The organism is Streptomyces sp. NPDC036815, assembly GCF_055609205.1.
The window spans coordinates 1-19611 of sequence record NZ_JBVJPW010000038.1 but is presented as its reverse complement, the minus strand read 5'-3'; the positions used below and the strand labels follow the sequence as shown (position 1 = coordinate 19611).

The window sequence follows — 19611 nt, the reverse complement described above, 5'->3', positions numbered from 1 at the left end:
CGGCACCGAGTACGGACATCACCACTTCCACCGACACCGGAGGGCTCTCCGTATGCCTGACGACAACAAGATCGCCATCATCGGCTATGCCGCCTCACTGCCCGGGTGCTCCGGGCCGGAATCGCTGTGGCAGCTGACATCCCAGAAGAAGGAGGGAATCAGGCACTACCGGCAGGAGGAGATCAGCGCGGAACTCCCTGAGTCGTTCTCTCGGTCGCCAGCGTTCCGTGCGGTCGGGGGAGGTCCTGAAGACTACCGCTGTTTCGACGCTGGCTTCTTCGGCTACAGCCCGAAGGAGGCGAGCTATCTCGACCCTCAGATCCGGAAGTCACTGGAGTACGCGTGGCTCGCATGCGAGCACGCCGGTTACGCCCCCGACAGCCTGTCCGAGCGTGTGGGTGTCTACTCCGTATCGGCGGTAAACAGTTACTTCAACGAGAACCTGGCGGCTCTCTATCATCAGCGGGCCGACCCGAGCGTGCAGACCCAGCTGCTCTACCTCAACGAGTCCGACTTCATCGCCTCCCGCATCGCCTACCACTTCAACTGGCAAGGTATCGCGGTCAATCTGCGCTGCGGCTGCTCGAGCTCACTGGTGGCCATTCACGAGGCGTCCAAGAGCCTCCTGAACTACGACGTCGACATCGCCCTAGTCGGCGGAGCCGTGATCAAACCGCGGTACCAGTACGGGTACCACTACGAGCATGACGGCATCCAGTCCGATGTGGGGCACTGCTCGCCGTTCTCGGACCGCGCCGACGGCACGGTGTTCACCAACGGCGCCGGCTTCCTCGTCCTCAGGCGGTACGAGGACGCGGTGGAATCGAACGACACCATCCACGCTGTCGTGGCCGCTTCCGCGGTGAACAACGACGGGAGCGACAAGGTCGGCTACATGGCCCCGTCGGTGTCCGGGCAAGTGAAGGCCATTCAGAACGCCCTGGCCGACGCCGAAATCGCGCCGCGGGACGTCGGCTACATCGAAGCGCACGGCACCGGCACCAAGATGGGCGACCCGATCGAGTTCGAAGCGCTGATGAAGGTGTACGGCGGTCTGCCGCGCGGCAGCATCGCCCTGTCCACGGTCAAAGCCAACATCGGCCACCTGGACGCCTTGTCCGGCCTCGCCGGTGTCCTGAAGGTGATCGGAGACCTCCAGCACCGGACCATCTCGCCGCAGGCGAACTACGACAAGCCGAACCAGGCGATAGACCTCGACCGCTCGCCGTTCGCCATCCCGCAACGCCTGATGGACTGGGAAAGCAGCGCGCAGGGGCCACGTATCGCTACCGTGAGCTCCTTCGGAGTCGGTGGTACGAACAGCGTGGTGGTCCTCGAAGAGGCTCCGGTGCGAGCCGAGCGACCGGCATGTCCGCGGGAAACCTGCTTCGCCGGTCTGAGCGCACGGACCCCGGAAGCGTTGTCCGAGCAGATCGAGCAGTTGGCGGCGTGGTTGGAGGCGCACCCCGAGGACGATCTCCGCGATATCGCGTGGACGCTGCTCTTGGGACGCAGCGCGTTCAGGTATCGCTGGGGTCGCCCGGTGGCTTCGGTGGCGGAGTTACAGGACCGCCTGGCCGCCGCCGTCCCCGACGATTTCGTGAACGTGAGCGCGGCGGGGCGCTGGTCACTGAAGAGTGCGCAGGAGGCGAGCGCCGAGCAGCTGGCCACGTTCTGGCTCGGCGGCGGGACCATCGAGACGGCGGAAGGACTGCCCTCCGGGTGCCGGCGTCTCCCGCTCCCCGGATACCCGTTCGAGCGTCGTGAGCACTGGATCGCCCCGGAAGAGCTGACCGGGCAGGTGGACGGTTCCGACGGGAAGATCAGTGACATCGCCCAGTGGTTCTACACGCCGACATGGAAGAAACAGCGGATCGCCTCCCCGGCGCCCGACCTGAGCGGTCGAACGGTGCTGATGTTCCGTCATCAAAATCCGATCTCGGCCTACTTCACCGACCTGCTGCGGCAGCGTGGCGCCACCGTGGTGCAGGTGTCTCCCGGGACCGAGTACGCGCGCCTGTCCGAGGGCCACTATCAAGTCACCCCCGGCGACGAACAGCAGATGGCTGAACTGTTGACGAGTCTGCGCGACGACGATGAACTCCCGGACTGGATCGCGCACTTCTGGTGTCTGGAGCACGCCGGGCAGCCTCGGGAGAGCGTCCAGGCGCAGGGCCTCTACACGATGGTGGCGCTGTGCAAGGCATACGACCTGCTGGGCCTAACGGTCGACTTCGACACGATCCTGGTGACCGACCGCTCGGTGAGCATTGTCGGCACGGAGGAGATCGAGCCGATCAAATCCACGTTGATCGGCATCTCGCAGGTACTGCCGAAGGAGTACCAGGGTACGCAGTGCCATCTCGTTGACATCGACCCCGAGTTCCAGCACGAGGAGACGGGTCGGCTGCTCCTTGCGGAGATGGGGAGCGGCGCGAGCAGCGAGGTGGCCCTGCGCGGGGCTCACCGTTTCGTGAAGGACTACGTGCGCTACACCCTGCCGGCGGACCGCGTGGGCGACAGCTTGCTGCAGGGCGGCGGCGCCATCGTGATCTTCGGCGGCCTTGGCAACTTCGGACTGGAACTGGCGGAGTTCATCACCTCGCACTACGACGCGCACGTCTACCTCACCACCCGCACGAACTTTCCGGCCCGGGAGCGATGGACCTCCTGGCTGGAGGAGCACGGTGACGACAACACCATCAGCCAGAAGATCCGTCGGCTGCGGAGCCTTGAGACGTCGGGAGGCAGGGTCGACGTCCTGACGGCCGACGTCACCCGGCGTGCGGACGTCGAGCGGGTCAAGGAACACCTCGACGAGCACAACGAGCGGATCTGCGGCGTGATTCATGCCGCGGGCACGGTGGACAGCGGAATGATCCGCACGAGAACGCCGGAATCTCTGGAGCAGGTATTCGCTGCGAAAGTTGACGGAACCATCAATCTCTGTGACGTCTTCCTGCCGCAGGACCCGGCCTTCATGCTCCTGTGCTCCAGCATGAACTCGATTATCGGCGGCCTAGGCCAGCTTGATAACACGGCAGCCAACGCTTTCGTCGATGCGTGGGCGGAGCATTGCCATCACATCGGGAAGACGCAGGTGCTCGCGATCAACTGGGGCGCGGTCAACGAGGCGCGGGCGAGGAACTACGCCACGCTGCCGCAGTTCAAGGAGCTCAGCGAGGAGCACGTCAGGAACAAGATGACCCAGGAGGAGATCTTCGAGGTCTACCGCCGACTGTTCTCCTCCTCCTTCGGCTCCCGGCTCGTGGTCTCCACCCTTGATTTCAACAAGGTGATCGAGAACTGGTCGCGGGTCGGCTCCATCGAAGCGCTCGCCAGGAACGTGACGTCGGTTGCGGGAAAGCGCGAGGAATTTGTGGGGACCGACTGGGACGAGCCGACGACGCCGTACGAGATCTCCGTTGCGCGGCATTGGCAGACCCTGCTGGGCATCGACCGCGTGGGCAATGACGACAACTTCTTCGAACTGGGCGGCAATTCGCTCATCGTCTTGCAGGCGATCGAGCTCATCAAGGACGACTTCCCCATCCGGATGCACGCCATGGCGATCTACGAGCATCCCACCGTCAGGGAGTTCGCCTCCCACATCGAGCAGTTGATGACCGAAACCCTTGACAAGTCCCAGATCTCCTGACTGTGGGGCGAACGAGAGGCGAAGAGCTGATGACGGATTCTGTGATCGACCGGTTCGTGCGCCACGCCGAACGGAACCCCGAAGCGCCGGCCGTCTACTGGCGGCAACGGGGCCTCACCTACCGAGAACTCCTGGACAGGGTGGAGGTCCTGGCGGCGGCGTTCCGGGAGCACAGGGGCGAGGGACCGGTGGCGCTCCATCTGTCGCGGACCCCCGAGCTGATCGCCGCGCTGCTGGCGTCGTGGCACTCCGGGCATGCCTTCGTCGCCCTCGATCCCCGGCATCCGCCGCGACGGCAGCAAGCGATCCTCGCGGAGAGCCGGCCGGCGGTGCTCGTTTACGACGATCCGCTGACCTTTGACGTGCCGGGCCTGCCCCAGTGGGACGTCCGGGACTTGGGGACGGCAGCGGTGTCTCGCACGGCAACGCCGGTGGAACCGGCGGAGGACACGGCGTACCTGCTCTATACCTCGGGTTCTACCGGTAAGCCCAAGGGCATCGCCATCGCTCACCGCAGCGTACGAGCCCTCATGGACTGGGCACAGGAGTACTACGAACCGGATCAACTGCGCTGCGTCCTGGCCTCCACGACGATCACCTTCGACTTGGCCGTGTTCGAGATCTTCGTTCCGCTGGTCACGGGACAGGCGATCTGGTTGGTGGAGTCCGTGTTGGACCTGCTGGACGAGGAGACGGGAAGCGCTGCTCCGACGCTGATCAACACGGTGCCGTCGGCCGCGCGCGAGCTGGTGCGCGCCCGCGCGATCCCTCCCAGCGTGAACACGGTGAACCTCGCGGGTGAGGCGCTGAACTGGAATCTGGTCGACGACATCTACGAGAGTAGCCGCGTCGACACGGTCAACAACCTGTGGGGGCCCTCGGAGGACACGACCTACTCGACGGTGTTCCGCATCAGTCGCGCGGACGAACATCCGGGCTCGGGGCCCGTACCGATTGGCTTCCCGGTGTCAGGCACCGAGGTGTTCGTCGTGGATGAGCAGCTGCGCACCGTGGCGCCGGGACAGAAGGGCGAGATCTTACTGGCGGGTGTGGGCCTGGCCGAGGGGTACCACGACAACCCCGAACTGACGGCGGAGCGGTTCCTGCGGTTCACCGGCCCAGACGGCGAAGAGCGGCGCGTCTACCGCACGGGCGACTGGGGGCACCGAGACCCGAGTGGGCTCCTGCACTTTCACGGCCGGATCGATTTCCAGGTCAAGATACGAGGGCACCGCATCGAGCTGGAGGAGCTGGAGCAGGCCCTGCTGACGTTGGACGCGGTCCGCGAAGCGGCTGTCATCGTCCAGAGCTGTCAGGAAGAGCACAAACTGCTCGCGATCGTGACGAAGAGCCGTCACGACCAAAGCGACGACGAACTGATCGGGCAGTGCCGACAGCATCTACAGCGGACACTTCCGGCGTACATGATGCCGCACGGCTTGCAGGTGCGAGCCGGCGCGCTGCCGCGCACGACCAGTGGAAAGATCGATCGCCGGGCGCTCTCCGCGGATCACGAAGTGCGGCAAGATCAGGCGGTGCCGTCGTCACCGGTGATGGCCCTCGTCGCGGAGACCCTCGGGCGAGTGCCGGAAGCGGACGACACCTTCCTCTCGCTGGGCGGTGACTCCCTGGCAGCGGTCAGGCTCAGGACGCTGCTGCGCGACCGGGCAGGCAAATCCGTGGATGTGCGTTCCATCCTGTCGGCCACCGAGCCGCTCTCCGCCCTGGTACGCCGGATCGAGGAGCTCCCGGACAACGTGGCGAAGGCCGACGCGGTGCCCCTGGAGGACGGCCGCCTCAGCGCGCTGGAATACCGCATGGTGAAGGTCTACAAGACGCACCGTTCGCCCGGGAGTTACAACATCGGTCTTGTTGTCCGTTTCGACGGTGTGGTGGAGAGCGACCGTATGCGCCGGGCCACCATGACGGTGCTGGCGCAGAGCCGCTCTCTGGCCTCGACCGTCGAGCTGGATCGCGACGGTGCGCACTACCGTCCGGCCGACATGAGCGGCGTCTGGTGCGAGCTGCCCGCGGAGGAGTGCGACGAGGGGCGGCAGCGGGAGTTCTTCGCCCGGCCGTTCGTACTGGAGCAGGAGCCTCCTGTTCGGGCGCTGCTGTCGACGCAGCGCGACGGGTGCTCCTGTCTCCTGCTCTCGTTCGCTCACACCGCCGTGGACGGAGTGGGGCTGAACGCGCTGCTGCGTGACATCAGTTCCGTCTACCGAGGAGACGCTCGGCCACCGTCGGTGAAGCCCAGGTTCACCACGGCGTCCGATGCGCGCACTGGGAAGGCGGTGAGGCACTGGCAGCACGAACTCGCGGGCTATGGAGCTGAACACCCGTGGCCCCAAAGCCTCGAGCGCGCTCCCGACGGCGTTGTGTCGTGGACGGTGGATGCCGATGCGCGTGAGCGGCTGGCGATCGCGAGCCGGGACCATGGTCTGACCCTGCCCGTGATGCTGATGGCCACGCTGTTCGTTGCCCTGCAACGGGTGAGCGGCTCCCCGGATCTCGTGATCGCCACTCCGGTGGCCAATCGAGAGGGAGCCGGGGCCCAGTCGGTGGTGGCGAACATGACGAACTCGTTGCCGGTGCGGTGCGTCCTGCACGAGGGGAGCACGGCCCGCGAGGCGGTGACACAGGTTCAACGGCAGCTCGCGGACGGGTTGCAGTGGCAGGACGTTGCGATCGACGAGGTGGTCGACCGCTTGTCGGACGACGTCGCCAAGGAAGCGCTCTTCGACATCATCTTCAGCTACATGGACTTCCTACCGGATGACCTCGGTCTGCTGGACATACCGGCGCGCGTCGACCTCTGCCACACCGGGAGCGCCAAGGCGCCCTTGGTCGTCTCCGCCATCGTGACAGCCGACGGCGGGCTGCGGCTGATGTTCGAGTATCAGGGGGACCGGGTCCCGGCGGACTGGGTGACCACGATCTCCGACATGTACGGGCATCTCCTGGAGCAACGCAGTGTCCTTGAGGGTGGGACGCTGGACCGACTGGACCCGGTCCCACCGGCACAGTTGCCGGTTCTGCGAGAACTGCTCACGCCGAGGCCTGTCGAGACGGCCGCGTCACTGGTCGACTGGCTGTCGGACAGCGTGGCGCGCTTCGGTCCCCGCGTCGCCCTCCAGGACGGCGACGTCTCCGTGACCTACGCGCAGCTCTGGCGGGAGTCGGAGGATCTCGCGGCCGGCCTTCAGGCGCAAGGCGTGCGAGCGGGCGATGCGATCGGCGTGCACATGGTGAAGGGCTGGCGCCTGGTTGCCGCACTGCTGGCGGTGCTGCGCGCGGGCGCCTTCTATGTCCCGCTCGATCCGCGTAACCCCACAGAACGCAACCTCTACATAGCGCAGCACAGCCGTATCCGGTTCGCTGTCACCGACAGCGACGAGGCGGCCGGCTTCCCGACAGAGAGCTACAAGGCGCTGGCGCGGTCCGGCGACGGGTTCACCCCCGTACCGGTCGCGGCGCACGATCTCGCGTACGTCATCTTCACCTCCGGCACCACCGGGCGCCCGAAGGGCGTCACCATCTCCCATCACAACGTGTGCCGCCTGTTCTCCTCCTGCGCGGAGTGGGGGCAGTTCGACGAGAACGACCGGTGGACACTGTTCCACTCCTACGCGTTCGACTTCTCGGTGTGGGAGATATTCGGGCCGTTGCTGTACGGCGGGTGCGCGGTGATGGTGCACCACGCGGAAGCGACGAACATGCTGCGCTTCGCCGAGTTGCTGGAGCGCGAGCGGATCAGCGTGGTGAGTCTGACACCGACGGCGTTCCGGAACTTCACCAGTGTCACGGATGTCGCCCTATCCGAGCTGCCTCGGCTGGTGGTCTTCGGCGGCGAAGAACTGCACCCTTCCGATCTGCAGCCCTGGTGGCGGCGCCACGGCACACTAGCGACCCGTCTCGTCAACATGTACGGCATCACCGAGATCACGGTGCATGCCACAGCGCACGAGATGACGCCGGAGGATACGACGTCGTGCATCGGCATACCGCTGGCCGACACCGGAATCCTGCTCCGTGACGCCCGAGGCCTGCCGTGCCCGATCGGAGTGCCGGGCGAGATGTGCATCACCGGGGGCGGGGTCAGCCTGGGGTACTACGACGCGCCGGAGCTCAACGAGCAGCGGTTCGGCCTCCTCAGCGCACAGGGCGTCGAGCGGCGTTACTACTTCAGCGGTGACGTGGCCGTCGTCGACCGTACGGGTCGGCTCCGCTACCTGGGACGGCAAGACAGCCAGGTCAAGGTCAACGGCCACCGGGTCGAGCTGGACGAAGTCACCGGTGCGCTACGACAGGCGCCCGGTGTCACCGCCGCCGTGGTGCGCGCGGTGGCGATCGACAACGACGCCCGGATGCTGGTGGCCTGGTACGTCTCGGACCGGGATGTCCAGCCGCAGGAACTGGCCGAGCAGGTGTCGCGGGTGCTGCCGGCCTGGGCGGTGCCGGAGAGACTGCTGCCCGTTCCGGCCCTGCCGATGACCGTCAACGGAAAGATCGACGAGAGTCGGCTTCCCGATCCTCTGGAGGCCGAAGCTGGGCCGCAGCCCTCCGGTGAGCATCCCGTCCACGAGATATGGCGGGAGATCCTTGGTGCGGGGCAACTGCCGGAAGATCTGCCCTTCTTCGAGGCGGGCGGCTCGTCGATCAAGGCAGCGTTGCTGGTGCAGCGTCTCAACTCCCTGCTGCGGGAGCCCGCGGTGTCTCTGGTCGATGTATTCCGGCATCCGTGCATCCAGGACCAGAAAGAGATGGTGGATGAACTCCTGAGGGCCGAGAGGACATGAGGGACATGGATATAGCCATCACGGGGATGAGCGTGCGCGTCCCCGCCAGTGACACCCCCTGGGAGCTCCATCGCCTTCTCCTCAGGGCGGAGTCAGCTATCGGCCATTTCGATGCGAAGCGCTCGGATCTGGTCGGTGCGCGTGGCCTGATCGACCGGCATGACTGGTTCGATACGCAACGGTTCAACATCGCGGAGGCGGAGGCGAGGCGCATGGACCCCCAGCACCGTCTGGTGCTGGAGGAGGCTGTGCGAGCGATGGAGAGCGCCGGTCATGCGGTCGGGGAACATCCGCTGGAATGCGGGGTCTTCGCGAGTTGCTCGGCTAGCATCAACCACTGGACAACACGCCAGGAAGAAGCGGCGGACAATCCCATCGCCCGCTACAACGTGCTGCTGGGAAACGATAAGGACTTTCTCGCCACGCGGCTGTCCTGGCATCTGGATCTCACCGGCCCTGCGATGTCCGTGCAGAGCGGCTGCTCGAGCAGTCTGGTGGCGCTGCACCAGGCATGCCAGGCGCTACGCAACGGGGACTGCTCGATCGCGTTGGTCGCGGCGGCATCTCTCACGCTGCCCCTTGAGGAAGGCTCCCCGGTCACCGAGGGGATGATCTTCTCCCCCTCGGGCCAGTGCAACCCGTACACGGACAAGGCGGACGGAACAGTGGGTGGCACCGGTGCCGTGGTCCTGGTGCTGGAGCCGCTGGACAAGGTGCTGCAGGAGGGCGGCCCGTGCTGGGGCGTGATCAAGGGCAGCGCTGTCAACAACGACGGCCGGAAGAAGGTCAGCTTCACCGCACCGAGCATCGACCAGCAGAGCGCGGTCATGAACCGTGCTCTGGCCAAGGCCGATGTGGATCCGGTGAGGGTCGGATACATAGAAGGGCATGGAACGGGCACCGTGCTGGGAGACAGCCTCGAGCTGGCGGCTCTGATGGAGGTGTACGGGCAGAGGCAGGGCCCGATGCCGTCGCTGGGCAGCATCAAGGCCAACATCGGCCATCTCGATGCTGCCAGCGGTCTGGTGGGTGTGGCGAAGTGTGTGCTCGCGCTGCACCACCGCGTGATCTATCCCCAGCCCGGCATGGACGGTGCTCGCGTGCAGACGTCGTTCCAGGTGCATGCGCAGCCGTCGCCGTGGCAGAGGCCGGACGAGCTGGCCGCCGTCACGTCGCTGGGGGTGGGGGGCACGAACGTGCACATGCTGCTGGCACCGCCACCGTCGCGCCCGGCCGCGGCGCTCGCCGGGCCGTTCTGGTTCCCCCTGGCCGCCGCCAGCGAAGATGGGCTCCGGCTTCTGGCCCGGCACCTGCTCGAGGTGACGGAGGACGGTGGTGGGGACGCCCTGCCCCACCACGCCTGGACGCTGCAGCACCGTTATCGGCAGGACAAGCAGCTGTGCCGGTGTCATCTTCAGGCGGAGAGCTGGGACCAGCTGCGGCGGCAGCTCGAGCAGCTGTGCGTGGGCGTACCGCTGGATGAGGTGCACTGCCCGGCCCCGCCGACGCCGCTCGAGGCCTCACCCGCCCTGTACCGGGTTCCGTTGCCGGCCACACCGCTGAACAGCCGCCCGCTGCACGGTACGGACATCGAGACGACGGTGGCCCCCGCTCCCCCGGTGAGAGCGGAAAACGGGTCGCTGGCGGAGGTGATCGCCGCGGAATGGCAGAGGAGCCTCGGTGTGAGCACGGTGCCCCATGCCGACTCCCACTTCTTCGAAGAGGGCGGGGACTCGTTGTTGTCGGTACAACTGATGCAGGCGTTGACGCAGAGAGGGATCAGCTCGTGCTCCGTCGCCGACCTCTACGAGGCGCCTCGGCTTGGAGATTTCGTACGGCGGGTCATACGGGATGTGCGCGAGGTGGAATCAGTGGATGACGACGCCGACGACGGAATTGTGGAGCTGTAACCGTGTACTTGAGTGAGTCGCGTGACCCCGATGCGTCCTCTGTCGTCGTGTTCATCCCTCATGCGGGCGGCAATGGCGAGGCGTTTCTGCCGTGGTTCAGGTCCTTTCCCGCGGGCGTGGATTGTCGCTATCTCCAACTGCCGGGGCGGGGCAGGCGGATGGGTGAAAGCATGCCGGACAGCCTGGGCGATCTCGCGGAAGAGGTCCTGGACGAGTTGTCCGGTCTCCACGACAAGAGGATCTCGATCTTCGGCCACAGCATGGGCGCTCTCATCGCGTTCGAGCTCGGCCAGAGGATGGAGACCGCCTGGGACACACCGGCCGAGAGACTGTTCTTCTCCGGTTGCCGCGCGCCATCCCGGCCCGTGATGTACCAGCTCTCCGGCCTCGGCGACGAGGCATTGATCGAGAAACTTGCCGGTCTCGGTGGTGCCAGCCCATCGGTGCTCGAGCGAGCGGAGGTGCGCGAACTCTTCCTGCCCGCGTTGCGCCAGGACATCGTGCTCGCCGAGAACTACGTGGCGCGGGACCTCCGGCCGCTACGGGCTCCCCTGCACATCCTCTGGGGCACACAAGACCGCTCGCTCACCGAGGAGATGATCATGGCGTGGCGTGAGCTGTCCCGAGATGGACGCGTCTGGTTCCATCCCCACCCAGGGGATCACTTCTACCACCAAACGCAGCCAGATAGCGTGAGAGCGGTGATGCAGCACGCTCTGGGCCTGGATCCTGCGATCCAGGCCCGAGGGTGAGCGGACTGGCTCCGGCGAGCGCGGGGTCAGACGGCGCGGTGGCACTGGTGGGGTACGTGGATGCGGGCCCGCGCCAAGCTGGATTAGGACGCCGCCCGTAAGACCCGCCCGCCCAGGCAGATGGCCAGGCCGCTCGCGCGCTGCGCTCCAGGTCCGCCCGCTGGACGTAGCCGTTGCTGAGCCGGTGTCCGGCGCCAGCTACGACGACCACGCCGCGGCGGTCACCTCGAACCGAAGCCCACCAACATTCCAGTACGCGTCACGGTGCCTCTAGGCCGTTTCTGATGGCTCTTGGACGGTGTCGCGGAGCCAAATGACGACCGCGGTGCCTGCGCCACCTCCAGGAGGCGTTCGCTGAGACGGCCGACCGGGCTCACACCATGAACCGCCGCGCGCGCCGCGACGGCGCCGAGACACCCCACCTGGCGCGCCCGGACGACCAGCAGGCGCACCGCCCACAGCAGGCTGGTCAGTCCTCGATCATGTCCAGGCACGCGAGGGGCACACCGCCCGGGATGCGGAAGCGCTTGGTGTCGTCGGGGACGCGATAGCGGTTGTTGAGCGGGTCGGTGCGCAGGGTGCGGGTTGACTCCTCGTCCAGCAGGAAGCCTGTGCGGCTGTGGGTGCGGGGGTTGCGTTCCTGCACGGTGCCGGTGAGACCGCGCAGGAAGGCTGGGCGCAGGGAGTTGTTGATGCGGGCCCGTCGCCCGGACACGACGCCCGTATACGCGGCCCTGTCGATCTCGCCGAGCCGCTGCGCGGTGGCCTCCTGGACCTGCGCGACGGCTGCCGAGTCGGGTAACTGGCTGATGAAGTCCAGGACGTCGGCCATGGTGATGGGCATGCTGGTGAGCCTTTCTGGGGCATGGGGGGGATCGTTGAGCACGGGGCGTGCCCGGCTGGGGAAGGCGGTCAGGCGGCGGCGTCGGGCCGGTGGCTGACCACGGCCTGGCTCTCGACCTCCGACAGCCGGTAACTGCCGTTGTCGCTCTGGCCGAGCGACTCCAGGAGCAGCAGGTAGCGGGCCTGCCGCGCGGTGAGATTCGACCAGGTCTTGGGCTCGCGGAGGTCGTACTCGCAGGCAGCGGCGACATGGGCGAACAGGGCGTGCACCACACGCGTCTTGGGCAGCTGCGCCGCTGTCTGCGCCGGGTCGGCGTTCTGGGGCTGCTTGGTCCCCAGGAAGCGCGCCACGGTGGCGAACTCGTGCTTGTCCGTCCAGGAGCTGTAGAAGCAGGGAAGGGTGAGAAGAACGTTCTGCGCGAAGACACGGGCCGCATCCGGCAGGGCCTTCATGCGCACGAGCCGGGTGACGAACTCACGGCGCGGTTCGACGGCGGCCTTCCATGCCCGGTTGCAGGTGATGACCTTGCGGCGCTCCTCCGCCCTTTTCTCGTCCTCCTGTGTGCGGGGCTGCTTGGGCCGCGGCCGCACCTTATGCCCGTGCTCGGCGGGGCAGGCGCAGTACCAGACCGGCCTGTTCTCCTCGTCGAGACGGGCACTGTGACCGGGGCACCGGCGGTGGTTCTCCTCGGTGAGAGGGTTCCCCAGACCGGTGGTGAGCTGGGAGAGCGGCGTGGAGGGGTTCTTTTCTCCCCGTGAAGCCACCCGCAGCACCGGGATCTTCTGCTGTTCCAGTTCCTTCAGGACCTGCTTGCGTTCGGCGAGGTGGTCCTGCTCGGCGCGCAGCAGGGCCAGTTCCTGGTCCCAGTGCCCGCGCCCGCCCTGGCCCTCCTCCTGGTCACGCTGGAGAGCGGCGAGCAGACGGCGCTGCGCACCGGTGACGGACTCGACCTCGGCGAGCTGGGCGGTCTGCTCCAGGTCCATGCCTGCGGCCGCCACCCGGCGCAGCGCGGCGTCGTCGAGCCTCTGCGCCGCCTTGGCGTGCGTGGCGGCATCGCGGCCCACGCCAAGGGCCTTGGCGGCCTTGTGCCGCTCGACGTCACTCATGTCGATCAGGGACAGTTCCTGGGACCGCAGGATGTCGCGCTCGCTCATTCCTTCGCGGTGCTTGTTCTCGACCAGGGACAGGAATCGCGTCCAGCCGTCCCGGCCGACCAGGTCGTCGCGCACGTACGCCGTGATTCTGCGGAAGGGGCGGCCGTCCTCTTCGGCGGTGGTGTTGGCGATCTGCTGTGCCTGTGCGCGCCGCCAGCCCTTGAAGGCGCCGTAGGTGCCGTCGGGCAGGGGCCGGACACTGATGGGGTCCTGGACGCCGATCTCCTTGACGGAGGCGATCAGCTCCTGGTCCGGCTCGGTGTCGTGCTCGCGGGCGTTCTGCTCGTCACGCAGGATCAGCGCCGGGTCGAGGGAGACGGTCTGCGACACGTCCTCCTCGCGTGTGTCCGGGACGTCGGCCGGGGACGGGGCGGTGGTGGCCATGGGACTCTCCTTCTCCTTGCCTGAGAGGCGAGCGGGCCGAGAGGGCCGACCCCTCGCTTCAATTTCAATATTAGTGTTTCTCGGCGTGGTGGGTAGATACCCTCTGACCTGGGGAAACGCGGCTTTCTGGGGGTACCAGGGTGCTCCGCGCAGCGGCCGGGCAGGAAGCCGACCGCCATGCGCTCTTGCGGCAGCACGGGCGCAGTGACCAGCGGAACGTGTTCCGGAGGTTTTCAGTGATGTCCCGGCTCTGGGTATTCCCGTCCGAGATCGGGCGCTGCGCAGTAGTCGACGGCCGGTTCCGGAGGGATGGGAGCGCCGGAATCGACGTCGGTGCAGTACGCGTCGAAGACTTCACCTGCCGTAAGCGGTTCGAGGTCTCCGCCGCGAAGCTGCCAGCCGTAGACCCGGTCGGCGGTGTCTGGGGTGGTAGTGCGCATGACGAGTCCGCCCGGGCTGTGCGCCGCGAGGCCGAGGGCGAGAACCGTGGTGAATTCGAGGACCTCAGCCTCCTCCAGTGATGTGGCGCCGTCGGTGCCGGTGGCCGCGTGGAGGGCGCAAGTGAGGGGGGCCGGTGCCGCTGCCACCCTGATGCTGCAGACGAGATGCTGGTTGCCCGGCCGGGCCGTGTCGAGGATGCGCGAGAGGAGGTTCGAGGCGCGGACCAAGGCCGCCCGGCCGATGTCCTTGCCGCAGGAGGCGCAGTCGCCGAGGCGGGCCAAGGCTGTGGAGGCGTACTCCCAGGCGGCTTGGCGGACCGCCTCGTCGATCAGGGCCGGGACGAGCTCGGACAGCGGCTGGCCCTCATAAGGGATGGTCGGGCCCGTGATGGCGACGTCGGCGGTGAAGCGAGTCCGGCTGGAGGGGGTGTCGGGATCCAGGCTGGCGTCGGTGCAGAAGTCGGCGTACTCCTGCGGGTCGAAGAGAGCCACCACGGTGTAGAGACCCCGGGAGGTACGCGCCGTGAGAAGTTCCTCGACCGCCTTCGAGTAGGCCGCATAGTCGTCGAAGGTGAAACTCCCATAACGCCGCATGGCACGGAAATCGTGTTCGTCGGCAAGCAGGCCTATGGTTCCGGCGATCTCGCGCCGCAGGGCGCGCCGCATGCTCTGGCGGCCGCTGCGTGCTGGGCCTGGTCGCGCGCACGCTCGGTCGGTGAGGGGCTCGTCCTGGCGGTGCTCGGAGGTCCGGGGCGCCGGGAAGTTATGGATGTGGTCGATGACTGCCTGTGCGGACATGGGTGGCGTCCGGTGCATCAGCTCGGCGTGCTGGGCCTGCCAGATACTCGCGGGACGGGACGGGATGATCTGGTTGCTGGTGGCCGGGCTGATGTGCCACTCGCGGCCGTGAGCGTCGGTGGCGGTGTAGGTCAAGAGCGCCGGGCTGTCTTGACGGCCGTTGTCTGTCCAGGACAGGCCGGCCGCCGTGAGGGCGCGGCCCAACTGCTCGCAGCGCTCGTGAGTGATGTGGTCGAAGGTTGCCACGGTTGTGCTCCCTTGTTGCGTTCGGAGGGTGATCTGGCGGCCGGTCAGGGGCGGCCAGGAGCGGCTGGGTGTGCGGGGCGACATCAGACGGGGCAGCTGCGCGCGGTCATGGACTGCCGTGCGGTCAGGGCGCGGTTCATGGCGGCCGCGATGCGTCCGTCTCCGGGGTGGGTGAGTCCTGGGCTTGCGGGCATGGGGCAGAGGCTCCTTGCCGGGGCGGTGGGCGCCGGAGGCCGACTGCACTCTCTGGGCGCGGGGGGTGCCGCGGTGGCGCGCGATCTGCTCCGCCAACGCGTCCGTCGTGCTGCCGCTCTGCGGCAGGGGTGGGCGCGCTCCGCTCCCCTTGGCCGGGTGGCGACGCGCGCGCTCCGCGCTGTGGGGGAGGGGCCCGTGCGGGCCGGGCTCGGGGAAGGTTCCCGGCCCGCACGGGAGTCTGTCAGCTGAGGTTGCCGGTTTCGGAGTTCATCGGGTGCGGAGTTGGAGCAGGCGCCGGTGGGCCTTGCTTTTGATCTCGTCGTCTGCGCCTTCGAGTACGGCCGTGGCGCGTGCGATTTCCTCGGTCATGGACTGCGGCGGGCGCCTGGGGGTGACGTGGTCGAGGTAGCCGGTGATGGCGCGCTCGGCCGCGTAGGCGGTCCGTCCGATGCGTTCGCTCTCGGCGCGGAACACCTCGTCGAGGGCATCCAGCCGGGTGGCGTGGTTGGTCCGCTTCCGGCTGGAGGCGTCCTCGTCGAGAGGCCACAGGTCGGCGATCGCCTGGTGGAAGTCGGCGATGGCGATGTCCGTGCGGGCCAGCGCGGTTTCCTCGTCGGTGAACCGTTCGAAGTACTGGGAGGAGAGCCCCAGGGTGCGGCGGGCTTCCTTGATCTGGCTGGTGGCTCCTGCGGTGTGCCGGATGGCCCAGCGGGTGACGGCGTCACGGACGGCGAACCGTTCAGTGTTGGCGCAGACGGGGCGCCACGGGGTGACGACGCATTGGAACTGGCCGTTGCCGGAGTGGTCGTTCATGACGGCGATGTACGGGACCACGATGTCGTTGATGCCGTCGGCGTCCACGGTGATCGCCTCCGGGAGGCGGATGGAGATGAACACGCGCTTTCCGCCACGCAGGAGTCCGGCGGACTCCCATACCACGTCATAGCGGCTCACTAGTTCCTGAAGGAACACGAACCCTGCCCGGTTCTGGATCGGCGTGTACCGGGAGCCGACTGCACCGAGAGCGGCGCCGGTGTCGGCGCGGACGGTGTGCTGCTGGTCGGCGTGCTCGCGCCGCTCACCCTTCCACTCGTACAAGGCGGGCACCGTGGTGACCTCGAAGGCGAGCCCGGACAGATGCAGCACCTCGTCAATGTCTGTGGTGCCTGCGGGGATGACCTGTCCGAGGCCGTGCCAGGCCGGGGAGGACGTGTACAGGGCGATGGAGCCGTCCGCCCGTGTGTCGAGCCCGTGGCTGGCAATGATCTGCTGAATCTGACCCTCGGTGTTGCGCGAGACGGTGAACGTCTCGCCCCGGTCCCACCCGGTGAGGACTTCGTACCGGTCGGAGCCGATCATGCGGACCTCACCCCGCTCCACACGGGCCTGTAAGGCCTGCTCTTGTTCGCGGACGGCTTCTACCTGTGCGGCCTTCTCGGCGGCGAATGCGGTGTTGACGTCGGTGATACTCACGGTTCCCCTTCGACGTTGATTTCTGCGGGTTCGGGGGAGGGGCCACCACCCCCGGACAACTTAAATATTAGTGTGTTTGCGGGAGGGGTGAACCCACCCCCTGAACTGGCCGTTCTCCCTCTCAGAAGCACGCAGGGCGGGCATGCGCGTGCAGGTGGCAGCGGTACGCCCGAACGCCAACACCGGCGCCCTCCAAAGGTGGTGGATCGACCGCCGGCGCAGGCCAGAGGGGGGCGGTGAGCGGCTGCCCCCAACGCCCGGGTGCTTCTGCTGTTGCATCCTCGGCCACCCTCACTGTGGCCCGCGGCTCGGCGGTTCGCGCCTCTCTCCCCGGCACCTGCCGACGCCGAAAAGCGACTGCCAGCCAGAACAGCACCCCCTCCGGCAGCAGGTCCGCCGAAGTGCCGCGCCCTGCCGGGGTGGGAAACAGGGCGCGGCGGCTCGGCGTTGCTCCTACTCGGACTCAGGCGGCTTAGTGACCCGCCTTGTCACGCCGGGGCCTCTGCGGCGCTGGTCTCAGCCGCCAGGACTTCCTGGATCAGGACGTCCACAGCCTTGCCGATGCGTCGCTGCGCGCTCGGCCTCATGCCGCAGCAGCTTTCCTGATCGATCCGCTCGAAGAGCGCCTTCCTGGCAGGGCTCGGGGGGCAGACGCCGGGCATGACTCCGGCCTCAATTGCCCGCAGTCGCAATTCTTCCCAGACGCCGCACCAGTCCTGTGTGTCCGCGAGATCCTCCATTTCCTCGGCCGTGGCGGGAAGAAGGGCCAGGATGTGCTGAGCCTCGCTCCAGTATTCCGCGCAGTTCTCAGCTATCCACTGCACCAGCGGATCACCGGACGTCTTGAGGGCCTCCCATGCGGCCTCCCGGGCCTGCGTGCTCACCGCATAGGCCTCATCAGCCTCCGTCGCATAGGCGCTGCGCTGAGCCTGACTGATCTCGTTGCGGCTGTCCGGCTCCAGGTACTTCGCGCGTGCAGCCTCGAGGGCTGCCGTGCGGGCCGTGGTGGCCGCTTCGATGGTCTCGATGTACTTCTCTACCTCCGGCAGCATCTGCCGGGCGCCCTGGTCTGCCACTTGCCGTCCCCTTCGACGTTGGTTTCTGCGGGTCCGGGGGCGGAGCCACCGCCCCCGGACAACTTCAATACTAGTGTTTCTTGCTGGTGAGTGAACCCACCCCTGACCTGCGCACTTAGGTCAGCGTGCGGAACTCAGGCAGCGGCGTAAGACTCCCTCGCCGTACGTTCGTGACCACCTCAACGCCACCCAAGTCACACAGGTCGTAGCGCAAATCAGGGGCCTCACCACAGGGGCTGGCGTATGCGTGAACCGCATGCACCCAGTAGGCACCGTGACGCTGCGTCAGACTGCCGTGGTACCTGACCTTCTGCCACACCACGGGCCCGGTGTACTCCGGCAGTAACCGCCCACATAGCAGCACGAGGAACGCGTGCGCGACCGTAGCGCGGTCTACCGGCACATCGGCCAGAGCGGGACCGGTGTGACCGGTACGCACCCCCAGGGCCCATCCCAGTACGAAGAACGGCTGAACCATCTCCAGCTGCTCCTGTGGCACCCTCAGGGCGTCCGGATCGCTCCCGCTGCGGGCGAGTTGCCGCAGAGCGTAACGGGCCTGCTCCTGCTCGGCGTCCGTGAGCGGCGCTCCGGTTTCCTCGGCCTGCTCTGTAATCCGGGTGTTCTCCATTACTCCCCTTTTCCTTCTCTGTGACGCCGGGCTGCGGAACGGGTCACCCCGCCCGGAGTGCCCTTGCGCGATTACGTCAGGAACCCGCGCGACTGGAGGAACTCGGCCGTGATGTGCGCGACTCCTTGAGGCTTGTAGATCTGCGGGAATCGCCGCATCTCAACTTCGGTGCGCCCGTTCTCGTCCGGCTCGATGAATTCGTGTACGAGCCGGTAAGGGCCGTCACCTAACGGTATCTCCAGCACAACGGGGCCCACCTTGGTGTCGAAGCGAATTCCGGTGTAATTCGCGTCGGAGTTGTGCACGATCTTCGCTCCCGCGCGCTGGCACAGCAGGGGCAGGAAGTTCGCGACGGTGCGGGCGTGGATTGCAGGGTTGTTCATGGGTGCGTCCTTACCTCCGCGCACCCTCCTGACGATTCCGTCAGAGATCTGGATCTCCACGTCTTCCCCTTCGTTGGTCTCTTGCGGTTCCGGTTCCCGGGGGTCTCCCTCGAGACTTCAAATATTAGTGTCTCTACCCGGCTGAAGGGAACCCTTGTTGCACTACGGGCTGCACTGGATGCTGCGCCACAGCGTTGCGGTATCTGCTGCTACAGGTGTTGCGGGCACCGTACGGACTCGGGACAGCGTTACAGGTCGGCGGGGCATTCGGGAGTGGCAGGGCTGCTGACATCCCCTCTGCTACCCCTTCTCCCGCGCCCGTTGAGTGGTGGGTGGTGGGCGGGTGCGAACGTTACGGTGGCCTCGGGGATAAGGGGGCGAGGTCTGGCAGGTGAGTGTCGAGGCCCCTCCGCCCTGGCGCCCGCTCCGGGAGGAGCGGGCTACTGCGCCCCAGAGCTCCGGAGGAGCCTCAGGGCCTCGCTCACTGAGCCTGCCGGGCCGCTCGGGGCGGGCCGGAGGCACGACCCCGCTAGGTTGCTCCGGAGGAGCAAACTCCCCCCGGTTTTCCGGGAGTTGCTTTCCTTCCCGGAAAACCCGTCAATACCCTGCCTTTTCTAAGAATTAGAAAAGGCAGGGGTATGCTCAAGGGTATGGAATACCCACCACCCGGACACTCAACACCAAACCACCAATAAACACAGGCAATTCAGCGTGCCAGCGGCACGCATTCGACCGGAGGTCGAAAAGGCGAGTATAGGACGGAGTCCTATACTCAACTCCCCGCCGGAGGCGGGCAATTCGCGCGGAGACGCGCGAAACGAAGCTGCCGGAGGCAGCGGAGTATTCGGCTGCCGGAGGCAGAGCGAAGCGG

General features: G+C 67.0%; 11 protein-coding genes. 4 read left to right on the top strand and 7 right to left on the bottom strand.

Features of this window, described 5'->3' with window-relative positions; all coding sequences use genetic code 11:
• Positions 1-52 precede the first annotated feature (52 nt).
• Genes ACZ69I_RS38275 through ACZ69I_RS38260 form a run of 4 tightly spaced genes read left to right on the top strand, consistent with a single transcriptional unit; the run spans position 53 to position 11119 of the window.
• Complete coding sequence (locus ACZ69I_RS38275) at positions 53-3658, top strand: SDR family oxidoreductase (protein ID WP_470837111.1); 3606 nt, start codon at positions 53-55, stop codon at positions 3656-3658.
• 29 nt (positions 3659-3687) lie between these two features.
• Entirely contained in the window at positions 3688-8457 is a 4770-nt protein-coding gene (locus ACZ69I_RS38270) for an amino acid adenylation domain-containing protein (protein ID WP_470837109.1), read from the top strand.
• Between the two features lie 5 nt (positions 8458-8462).
• On the top strand, positions 8463-10367 hold the full coding sequence (locus ACZ69I_RS38265; RefSeq protein WP_470837107.1) for a beta-ketoacyl synthase N-terminal-like domain-containing protein: 1905 nt from the start codon (positions 8463-8465) through the stop codon (positions 10365-10367).
• A gap of 2 nt (positions 10368-10369) precedes the next feature.
• On the top strand, positions 10370-11119 hold the full coding sequence (locus ACZ69I_RS38260; RefSeq protein WP_470837105.1) for a thioesterase II family protein: 750 nt from the start codon (positions 10370-10372) through the stop codon (positions 11117-11119).
• A gap of 469 nt (positions 11120-11588) precedes the next feature.
• On the opposite strand, the gene ACZ69I_RS38255 is transcribed toward ACZ69I_RS38260, so the two are convergent.
• From ACZ69I_RS38255 to ACZ69I_RS38225, 7 genes are all read right to left on the bottom strand, one after another.
• Positions 11589-11963 carry a hypothetical protein gene (locus tag ACZ69I_RS38255; protein ID WP_470837104.1) on the bottom strand — a complete coding sequence of 125 codons (375 nt, stop codon included), beginning with the start codon at positions 11961-11963 and terminating at the stop codon, positions 11589-11591.
• A gap of 68 nt (positions 11964-12031) precedes the next feature.
• Positions 12032-13501 carry a ParB/RepB/Spo0J family partition protein gene (locus tag ACZ69I_RS38250; protein ID WP_470837102.1) on the bottom strand — a complete coding sequence of 490 codons (1470 nt, stop codon included), beginning with the start codon at positions 13499-13501 and terminating at the stop codon, positions 12032-12034.
• Between the two features lie 233 nt (positions 13502-13734).
• Entirely contained in the window at positions 13735-14607 is an 873-nt protein-coding gene (locus tag ACZ69I_RS38245) for a hypothetical protein (RefSeq protein ID WP_470837129.1), read from the bottom strand.
• Positions 14608-15447: 840 nt separating this feature from the next.
• Positions 15448-16653 carry a DUF932 domain-containing protein gene (locus tag ACZ69I_RS38240; protein WP_470837101.1) on the bottom strand — a complete coding sequence of 402 codons (1206 nt, stop codon included), beginning with the start codon at positions 16651-16653 and terminating at the stop codon, positions 15448-15450.
• Between the two features lie 488 nt (positions 16654-17141).
• Positions 17142-17729, bottom strand: coding sequence for a hypothetical protein (locus ACZ69I_RS38235; RefSeq protein WP_470837099.1), 588 nt, complete (start codon positions 17727-17729; stop codon positions 17142-17144).
• 115 nt (positions 17730-17844) lie between these two features.
• Entirely contained in the window at positions 17845-18357 is a 513-nt protein-coding gene (locus ACZ69I_RS38230; protein ID WP_470837097.1) for a hypothetical protein, read from the bottom strand.
• 71 nt (positions 18358-18428) lie between these two features.
• Positions 18429-18800, bottom strand: coding sequence for a hypothetical protein (locus tag ACZ69I_RS38225; RefSeq protein ID WP_470837096.1), 372 nt, complete (start codon positions 18798-18800; stop codon positions 18429-18431).
• Between the last annotated feature and the right edge of the window lie 811 nt (positions 18801-19611).

Bases quoted from the DNA above. Each gene is read 5' to 3' on its own strand.
- ACZ69I_RS38270 (WP_470837109.1), top strand. From the start codon at position 3,688: ATGACGGATTCTGTGATCGACCGGTTCGTGCGCCACGCCGAACGGAAC.
- ACZ69I_RS38275 (WP_470837111.1), top strand. From the start codon at position 53: ATGCCTGACGACAACAAGATCGCCATCATCGGCTATGCCGCCTCACTG.
- ACZ69I_RS38255 (WP_470837104.1), bottom strand. From the start codon at position 11,963: ATGCCCATCACCATGGCCGACGTCCTGGACTTCATCAGCCAGTTACCC.
- ACZ69I_RS38250 (WP_470837102.1), bottom strand. From the start codon at position 13,501: ATGGCCACCACCGCCCCGTCCCCGGCCGACGTCCCGGACACACGCGAG.
- ACZ69I_RS38245 (WP_470837129.1), bottom strand. From the start codon at position 14,607: ATGCGGCGCGCCCTGCGGCGCGAGATCGCCGGAACCATAGGCCTGCTT.
- ACZ69I_RS38230 (WP_470837097.1), bottom strand. From the start codon at position 18,357: ATGGAGAACACCCGGATTACAGAGCAGGCCGAGGAAACCGGAGCGCCG.
- ACZ69I_RS38265 (WP_470837107.1), top strand. From the start codon at position 8,463: ATGGATATAGCCATCACGGGGATGAGCGTGCGCGTCCCCGCCAGTGAC.